Source organism: Chamaesiphon sp. VAR_69_metabat_338 (genome assembly GCF_031423935.1).
In the GTDB taxonomy this organism is placed as follows: domain Bacteria; phylum Cyanobacteriota; class Cyanobacteriia; order Cyanobacteriales; family Chamaesiphonaceae; genus Chamaesiphon.
Genome location: NZ_JANPGM010000290.1, coordinates 1 through 7,518, shown reverse-complemented (window position 1 = coordinate 7,518; position 7,518 = coordinate 1). Strand labels below are relative to the sequence as shown.

Annotated in this window: 6 protein-coding genes; 5 read left to right on the top strand and 1 reads right to left on the bottom strand. The window is 48.0% G+C overall.

Going from position 1 to position 7,518, the window contains the following annotated elements; genetic code table 11:
* The 5 genes from RMO84_RS08510 to RMO84_RS08490 form a co-directional block, all read left to right on the top strand.
* A partial coding sequence (locus tag RMO84_RS08510; protein WP_310488036.1) for an FAD/NAD(P)-binding protein occupies positions 1-1,541 on the top strand: 1,541 nt, incomplete at its 5' end.
* 147 nt (positions 1,542-1,688) lie between these two features.
* The gene (gene thiO, locus RMO84_RS08505; protein ID WP_310488034.1) at positions 1,689-2,753 is read left to right on the top strand and encodes a glycine oxidase ThiO; all 1,065 of its coding nucleotides are present in this window, start codon (positions 1,689-1,691) and stop codon (positions 2,751-2,753) included.
* 80 nt (positions 2,754-2,833) lie between these two features.
* A complete protein-coding gene (locus RMO84_RS08500; protein WP_310488033.1) occupies positions 2,834-3,418 on the top strand; it encodes a Uma2 family endonuclease in 585 nt (194 codons plus the stop codon).
* Between the two features lie 24 nt (positions 3,419-3,442).
* Positions 3,443-4,600: a chromate efflux transporter gene (gene chrA, locus RMO84_RS08495; protein ID WP_310488032.1), complete on the top strand. Its 1,158-nt coding sequence runs from the start codon at positions 3,443-3,445 to the stop codon at positions 4,598-4,600.
* A 392-nt stretch (positions 4,601-4,992) separates the two neighbouring features.
* Positions 4,993-5,598: a VTT domain-containing protein gene (locus tag RMO84_RS08490; protein WP_310488031.1), complete on the top strand. Its 606-nt coding sequence runs from the start codon at positions 4,993-4,995 to the stop codon at positions 5,596-5,598.
* Positions 5,599-5,878: 280 nt separating this feature from the next.
* On the opposite strand, the gene RMO84_RS08485 is transcribed toward RMO84_RS08490, so the two are convergent.
* Positions 5,879-7,518, bottom strand: a 1,640-nt coding sequence (locus RMO84_RS08485; protein ID WP_310488030.1) for a DUF3352 domain-containing protein, incomplete at its 5' end; no start/stop codon positions are given.

Here is a 7,518-nt window from a genome sequence, read left to right as displayed (position 1 = left end):
AGTTTATAGCGGGTCGGACTCAACCTGTCAAAATTGTCGTTACCGAAAAGTCTAGTGAATTCTGGACGGGAATTCCTTACGGCGATCGATCGGGTCGGACAGCTTTATTAATTTCACCCCTGAAAGAGTTTATTCCTCAGCAACCAGAGCGCGCTCATTTTATCGATTGGTTGAATGCCAATCGCGATCGATTATTCGATCGACAATACCAACAACAAGGCCAATTAACGAGTAAATGGTTGGATGACAATGCTGCCGACTTGGCGCGCGGCGATTGGGACGATTTATTCATTCCCCGCCATACGTTTGGATTGTATCTAAAATCGCGACTGAATGAGACGATCGCCGCAGCTACAGCTAAAGGCTTAATTGAATGCGATCTGATTACTGCCGATGTCTGGGATATTCAGCGCGATGGCGAGTTATTTTTAGTCGATATTACTACCGCAGCAGATTGCGCTCGCTTTACTGCCAAACAACTAGTCTTAGCGATCGGCAGTCCGCCAAATCTGGGCTTCGAGCAGACTACTGAAGATGCCAATTCGGGTCTGTGCTACATCGATAATATGTACGAGCCATCCCTCGACGCTAATCTCGATCGATTGTGTCAAGCCCTAGCGGAGATTCCCAATCCTGCCGATCGTCAGGTGATGATTATCGGCTCGAATGCCAGTACCTTAGATACGCTCTACAGCATCAATAATTCGCTAGCCGCAACTAGTCTCATCGAGAAATTTATCGTTCTCTCGCCGACAGCTACCTTCCCCCATCGGATCAACCGCAAAGTTCCCGCGCTCGATTATACGCCTCATGCGTTAGTCGCTTTGGTACAAACCGAATCCTTTACCTCCCAACAAATTTTGGAAGCTGTCAAGCGGGATGTTGCCGACGCTACCGCGCAAAATATCAATATCTCGGATATTTATGGCGATATCACCAAGGTGGTAATGCAAGGCTTGAATCTGCTCGATGACGCCGAACAAGCACAATTCGTGTTTCGATATGCAGTCGAAATCGGTAAATTCCAACGGCGTGCTGGCGGCGAATACCTAGATGTAGTGAACGATTTGGTCGATCGCTGCAAGTTAGAATTTATTAAAGGTCGCTTTATCGGTCAATTACCGCTGCCGACTGGCGGTGCTGGTTGCGAATATCTCGATAGCGAACATCGCCAACAACAAACATTCGATCGACCATTAGGCGCGATTATTAATTGTGCTGGTTTTCAAGATGTCACCAAGTCTTCCTCTACTCTGATTCAAAATCTGCTCGCACGGGAGATCTGTTTCCCCAACCAGTCCCATCGCGGCTTTGCGATCGACAAGAACTTCAAAGCCAGTGAGAATTGCTATGTGATGGGGCCGCTAGTTGCTGGCAATATCGATGGTACTTTCCGAATTTGGCACGCCGAGAGCTGTCAGCGGATTTTAGGTTTATCCAAGCACCTCGCTGAAGTATTGCTGTCAGAATCGACACCAGTAGCAACGCCCGCGATCGAAGTATCAGAGCCAGCAACCGCAACCTTAGTATCTACCATCTAAAAGAAGATCGGGTACGATCGCAGCACTTTTCGCTCCCCGCTCCCCGCTCCCCACTACCAAAAAGTACTGTCTTGCGATCGAAATCTAAGTTAGACTCGATCGCATGAGATGCAGCCCCGCTGAGTGGCTGCGGTGGAGAAGCGATCGATGCAGTCTGGTAGTGAAATAATTGTTATTGGTGGCGGAGTCATTGGGTTGGCTACAGCCATTGAATTGCGCTTGCTCGGCGCGGCAGTCACGATTTTGAGCAAAGATTCCAAAGCGGCTGCTGGGCATGCCGCAGCGGGCATGTTGGCACCGCAGGCCGAACGCATTCCCACTGGTGCGATGTGGGATTTGTGTTTGGCGAGTCGGGATTTATATCCAGAATGGATCGCCAAAATTGAATCGATTTCGGGTATCGATGCAGGCTACTGGCCGTGTGGAATTTTAGCACCGTATTATCATGCCCAAACAGGTATTGATTGGTTGGACGATCGATCGATCCGCCACCACCAATCGGATTTAGGCGAAGCCGTCGTGGGTGGTTATTATTATTCAGCCGAAGGTCAAGTCGATAATCGCGCCCTAATGCGATCGCTGCTAATTGCCAGTCAATCGCTAGGGGTAAAATTTGGAGATGGTGTAGAGATCGTCAACATCCATCAAAGTCACGGACGGGTGACGCATCTAGAAACTAAAAATGGCGACATCCGCGCCGAGCATTATATCCTTACCACAGGTGCTTGGTCGCAACAACTAGTACCAATTCCAGTCGTGCCGCGCAAAGGGCAAATGTTATCAGTATTAGTTCCGATCGAGCAACGAGATAATTTACCACTCCAACAAGTACTGTTTGGTGAAGAAATTTACATCGTCCCGCGTCAAGACGGTCGCATTATTATCGGCGCAACTAGTGAAGATGTCGGCTTTGAACCGTCTAATACACTCAAAGGTGTCAAACAATTAATGACTAATGCGATGCGATTATTTCCGCTGCTGCAACAGTTTCCATTACTCGAAACTTGGTGGGGATTTCGTCCAGCTACGCCTGACGAATTACCAATTCTGGGCGCGAGTAGTGCTAAGAATCTCACCCTCGCCACCGGACACTATCGCAATGGCATTTTATTAACACCAATTACCGCTAAATTAATTGCCGATTTAGTTTGGCATCAACATGCCGATAATTTACTAGCCACCTTTAACTGGCAACGGTTTGACCCTGTGTGATATTTAAAACCCTCCTGAAAATGTAAAAGTATCGATCCCGACTGGATAAACCAACAACTTGCAGAACTGGGAGTAACATTATGACCATCGCTCAAACTAAGGAAAAAACATACACTGTCGAAGAGTATCTACAGCTAGAAATTGCCACAGATACGCGCAACGAATATCGCAATGGAGAAATAGTCCCGATGACAGGTGGAATGCCCAACCATAATGAGATTGCTAGTATTTTCAATGCGATCTTGAGATTTGGGCTAAAGGGAAAGCCCTACAGTATTTTTATTGCCGACCAAAGATTGTGGATTCCCGATGCTAATCTCTATACATACCCCGATCTTATGGTAGTTCCCAAACCGATAGAACTCCAAACTGGACGAAAAGATACAGTAACTAATCCCTGCTTTATCGCTGAAGTTTTATCGAAATCAACTCAGAATTATGACAGAAGTGAAAAATTTGTCGCCTATCGTTCTATTCCCAGCTTCCAGGAGTATTTACTCATCAGTCAGTATAGCGTTCGAGTCGAGCACTATGTAAAAACAGCACCCGATCGCTGGTTGCTGTCAGAATATACCGATCCAGATACGATTTTGACCTTGAATAGTTTCGATCTCCAGCTTGCGATCGCCGATTTATACGAAAACATCGATTTTGACGAGATCTAAATCAGTTATGGAGACTCATTTTTCATGCCGCTCTTACGCTCCGATCTGACTGAATTAGCTGCGGTTTTTTTGAAACTAGGAACGATCGGTTTTGGGGGGCCAGCGGCGCATATTGCGATGCTAGAGGCAGAAATTGTGACGCGGCGAGGGTGGATTAGTCGATCGCAATTTTTAGATTTAATTGGCTTGACAAATCTGATTCCGGGGCCGAGTTCGACCGAATTGGCAATTTACATCGGTTATTTGCGGGCGGGTTGGTGGGGCTTGGTTATCGCGGGGGTATGTTTTATCGTGCCAGCGATGGCGATCGTGTGGGGCTTAGCGATTTGTTACGATCGAGTCCAGCAAATCCCGCAATTTATCGGAGTCTTTAATAGTATCAAGCCAGTAGTCGTGGTACTCACGATTCAGGCGATGTGGAAATTGCGCAACTCAGCAATAAAAAACATCCCCACAGGAGTCGCCGCAATCGGCGCGATCGGGTTGTTGGGGATTTGGGGTGTCAACACCTTAATCGTGCTATTGCTGGCCGGATTTGGAGTCCTGGGGTGGAAGTATTGGCACGACTGGCGGGGTGGATTGTCGGTCATTATTTTCCCCCGCATCGACCTGCCGCTCTTGGCGATCGTACCCGCGATCGCCACACATCCGAGCTGGGTGGATGTCTTCGGAATTTTCCTAAAAATGGGGGCGACGATCTATGGAGGCGGCTATGTATTGCTAGCATTTTTGCAGCCTGAATTAGTCGATCGCACACACTGGTTGACTTCGACTCAATTATTAGACGCGATCGCCATCGGTCAAATTACTCCCGGCCCTCTATTTACTACGGCTACCTTCATCGGCTATCTGCTAGCGGGTCATCCTGGGGCGATCGCGGCAACCGTGGGGATTTTCTTGCCTAGCTTCGGTTTCGTGGGTCTGGCGACTTACTGGGCACCGCAACTGCGCCAGTCGAGCTGGTTTCGTAGTTGGTTGGATGGGGTTAATGCTGCGGCGTGGGCGGCAATTGCAGTTGTGGCTTATCGCTTGGGGATGGGTACGTTGGGAGACTGGCAATCGTTCGCGATCGCGCTCTTGGCGGCAGGATTATTGTGGCGATGGCATTTGGAGCCAATTTGGCCGATCTTGGGTAGCGCAACGATCGGCTTAGTGGGACAATTAGCTCAATTACATCGCTAAAAATTAGCGTACTTTCATTAAATTGCCCCAAGCCGAATGTAGTTAGTTTATATAATACTTGTCATGAGCGGCAATTTTTAGTTAACTGTCAATTCCGAACCGATCTTCAGCACATCACGGCAATTACCTTAACGATCTTCCACTCTTGTCATTCTTCATCTTGCCAACTATGCCCTGACATCATCACCTGTCGAACCAAAATAAGACATCGATTCACCAGTCGGAGCGATATTTTGCTAAGTATTGTCTTACCTACCGTGGGTGCAATAGCCACCACTCGTCCCATCGATCGAGCGAGCTACATTGCAACCATTAATTAAATTTAGAGTCAAGGTACGACGACGCTGATACTGCCAAGAATAAAGAAAGTTTGAGTGAGGATTTAGATTAACATGCATTTTGATTTACAAGCATTGATTCAAACATTTGGTTATCCTTTGGTTTGGGGGATTGTATTTGCCGAGTCAGGACTACTCGTAGGGTTTTTACTGCCTGGGGATAGTTTGCTATTTGTGGCTGGATTTTTGTGCTCTTTGGCCAAAACCGGACTCGATATTCGGGTCATGGCCTTTGGTTGTTTTGTCTTCGCGGTGTTGGGCGATAGTGTCGGTTACTATACTGGCAAAAGATTCGGTCGGAAATTGTTTGACAAACCCGATTCTAAGTTCTTTAAGAAAAAGCATTTAGTGGCTGCGGAATCCTTTTTCGAGCGACAAGGTAAAACCGCTATTATTCTGGCGAGATTTATGCCCTTTGTGCGGACATTCGCGCCGATCGTCGCCGGGATTGCAGCTATGCGCTACCAGACATTCATGCAATACAATGTCGTCGGTGGCTTGGGCTGGGGCGTAGGTTTAACTATGCTCGGTTATTTTTTAGGCAAGAGTATTCCTGCCGACCAAATCGACCAATACTTGATTCCGATCGTGCTAGGAATTATGTTTATCTCGCTAGCACCCTCGGTTTTTCATATTCTCAAAGCACGGCAGAGCCGGTGATAATTGATAATTGATATAGCAATATCCTGGTTACTATCACAAACCCGACTTTTTTCTAAAAAGTCGGGTTTGTGTCTTAGAGGATGTCTGAAAAGTCTAATTGCTTCGTTTACGGTGGGTAAATCCCCCTAAATCCCCCTTAAAAAGGGGGACTTTAAATCCGGTTCCCCCCCTTTCTAAGGGGGGCTAGGGGGGATTATCTAGGGTTTGAGCTTAACAAAATTGAGTTTTCAGACATCCTCTTACAGGGTTGTTATTCCTAACTTAGATACGATCGCCACTAGCGCGCAGGTTTCGGTGTCATGCTGGGGGATTTAATCGGATTGGGTGCTGATGGAGCAGATTTAATCGCTTTGGGGGCGGCGGGGAGTTTGGCAATCCCTGGCACCTTTTTGAGGTTGACGAACAGATCGAACCGATTGCTAGAGTCGTCTAAGATGGCACTGGTTACGCCCAAGCTACTCATCGCTTGAAATCCGGCTTTCACTTCTGGCGAGAGATAGGGTAAGGGTAAATTTCCAGCATTAATCGTCCGCTCGATATCGATGAAAAATTGACCGTTATGAGGATTTAACTTCGATCGAGTCGCTTGTTGGAACAGGCGATTATCGGCGAGCTTTTGTTGGGGTTGCGGCACGAATGTACTCGCGACAGGTGCCCCCAATGTCAAGAATGCCAAATTGTCCTGCCAGCCATGAGTCGCCGCGACACTACCCAGGGGGGTCGTCCAATTAATCAGATCTTGGTTTCCTAATTTAGCTTTAGCAATTTTGAATCCTTGCTGTTGGGCCATCCGATTATCGAGTCTGGCAAAGGCTTTTTCGGCAACGTTGCGATCGCTAGCTTGCTGGAAAATCACTAAGCCGGTGCCAAATTCGGTATCGATTTTATCTGGCTTGGGCACAATTGCCACACCGAATGGGCCTTTGCTCCAGTTGAGGATTTCTGATTCCAAATCGAGTCCGGTGAAATTATCCAAATTTTTGACCAAATCGGTCGGCTTAACGGGTGCCAGGGGACTCGTATCGGCACTGCGAACGTAGTCTTGCCACAACCTTTGGAGGTTGCCACCCGAAACCATTACCAGTGTATTCGCAGGTAAATTGGCAGCTAGATCCCGAGCTTGATTTTCGACAACTAATTTCTGTTTGGTATTGGGCTTGAGCCAAGATATCCCCTTCCAAGCGATGCCTTCGGCCTCTAGTGTGGCATTAGCAGCCATCCCTTGCTGATCTTGGGCTTGAGCTAATTTATCCGCCGCCAATGTTTGGGGCGAGTTGGCGGCGGCTACTGCTGTCGCCACGGGAATATTTACATATACTTGCGCGAAGGGGCGATCGATTTCGATTTCGGTGAGGGCTTTGGTATAACCTGGGACGCTCAAGAGCGATTTACCGCCTTGTTGGGTATCGACAACGCGTTGGAGGCTGGCAAGATCGGTGCCGATCGCCACAAAATTATCGACGATCGCAATCGCCAGCGTTCCCGCTTTACGCTTAAATTCCCTAATGGCAACACCTTTATAATTACTTTCGACTAAATTGGCATCGATCGGGGTTTGATGCTGTTCTACGACCCGCTGGGCGGCACCCCGATCGCCGATCGGCAAAATTGCTACTGTTTGGCGATCGGCTAAAATGCCGCGATCGGATTTACCCGCCGCGCCAGGGTTATTTAAATAGCCGATCGTGATTTGTTTGCCAATCCACGGGTAAATATCGCGGCGATAATCGTAACCGTAATTACCCAAAAAATCGGTTTGCAATTGGGCGAGTTGACGTTCGAGAATGCCCCGACTGACAGGAACGCCAAACTCACTAAATTTTTGCCAACGTTCGGGGTCGGTTGCGATCGAGATCGACACGAGCGTATCTGGGGGCAATAAACTCACCCCATTACTGGTGTCGAGCTTACTCCCCC

What these genes read in the sequence shown, in the direction of transcription:
- thiO (WP_310488034.1), top strand. Translation starts at nt 1,689, where the DNA reads ATGCAGTCTGGTAGTGAAATAATTGTTATTGGTGGCGGAGTCATTGGG.
- RMO84_RS08500 (WP_310488033.1), top strand. Translation starts at nt 2,834, where the DNA reads ATGACCATCGCTCAAACTAAGGAAAAAACATACACTGTCGAAGAGTAT.
- chrA (WP_310488032.1), top strand. Translation starts at nt 3,443, where the DNA reads ATGCCGCTCTTACGCTCCGATCTGACTGAATTAGCTGCGGTTTTTTTG.
- RMO84_RS08490 (WP_310488031.1), top strand. Translation starts at nt 4,993, where the DNA reads ATGCATTTTGATTTACAAGCATTGATTCAAACATTTGGTTATCCTTTG.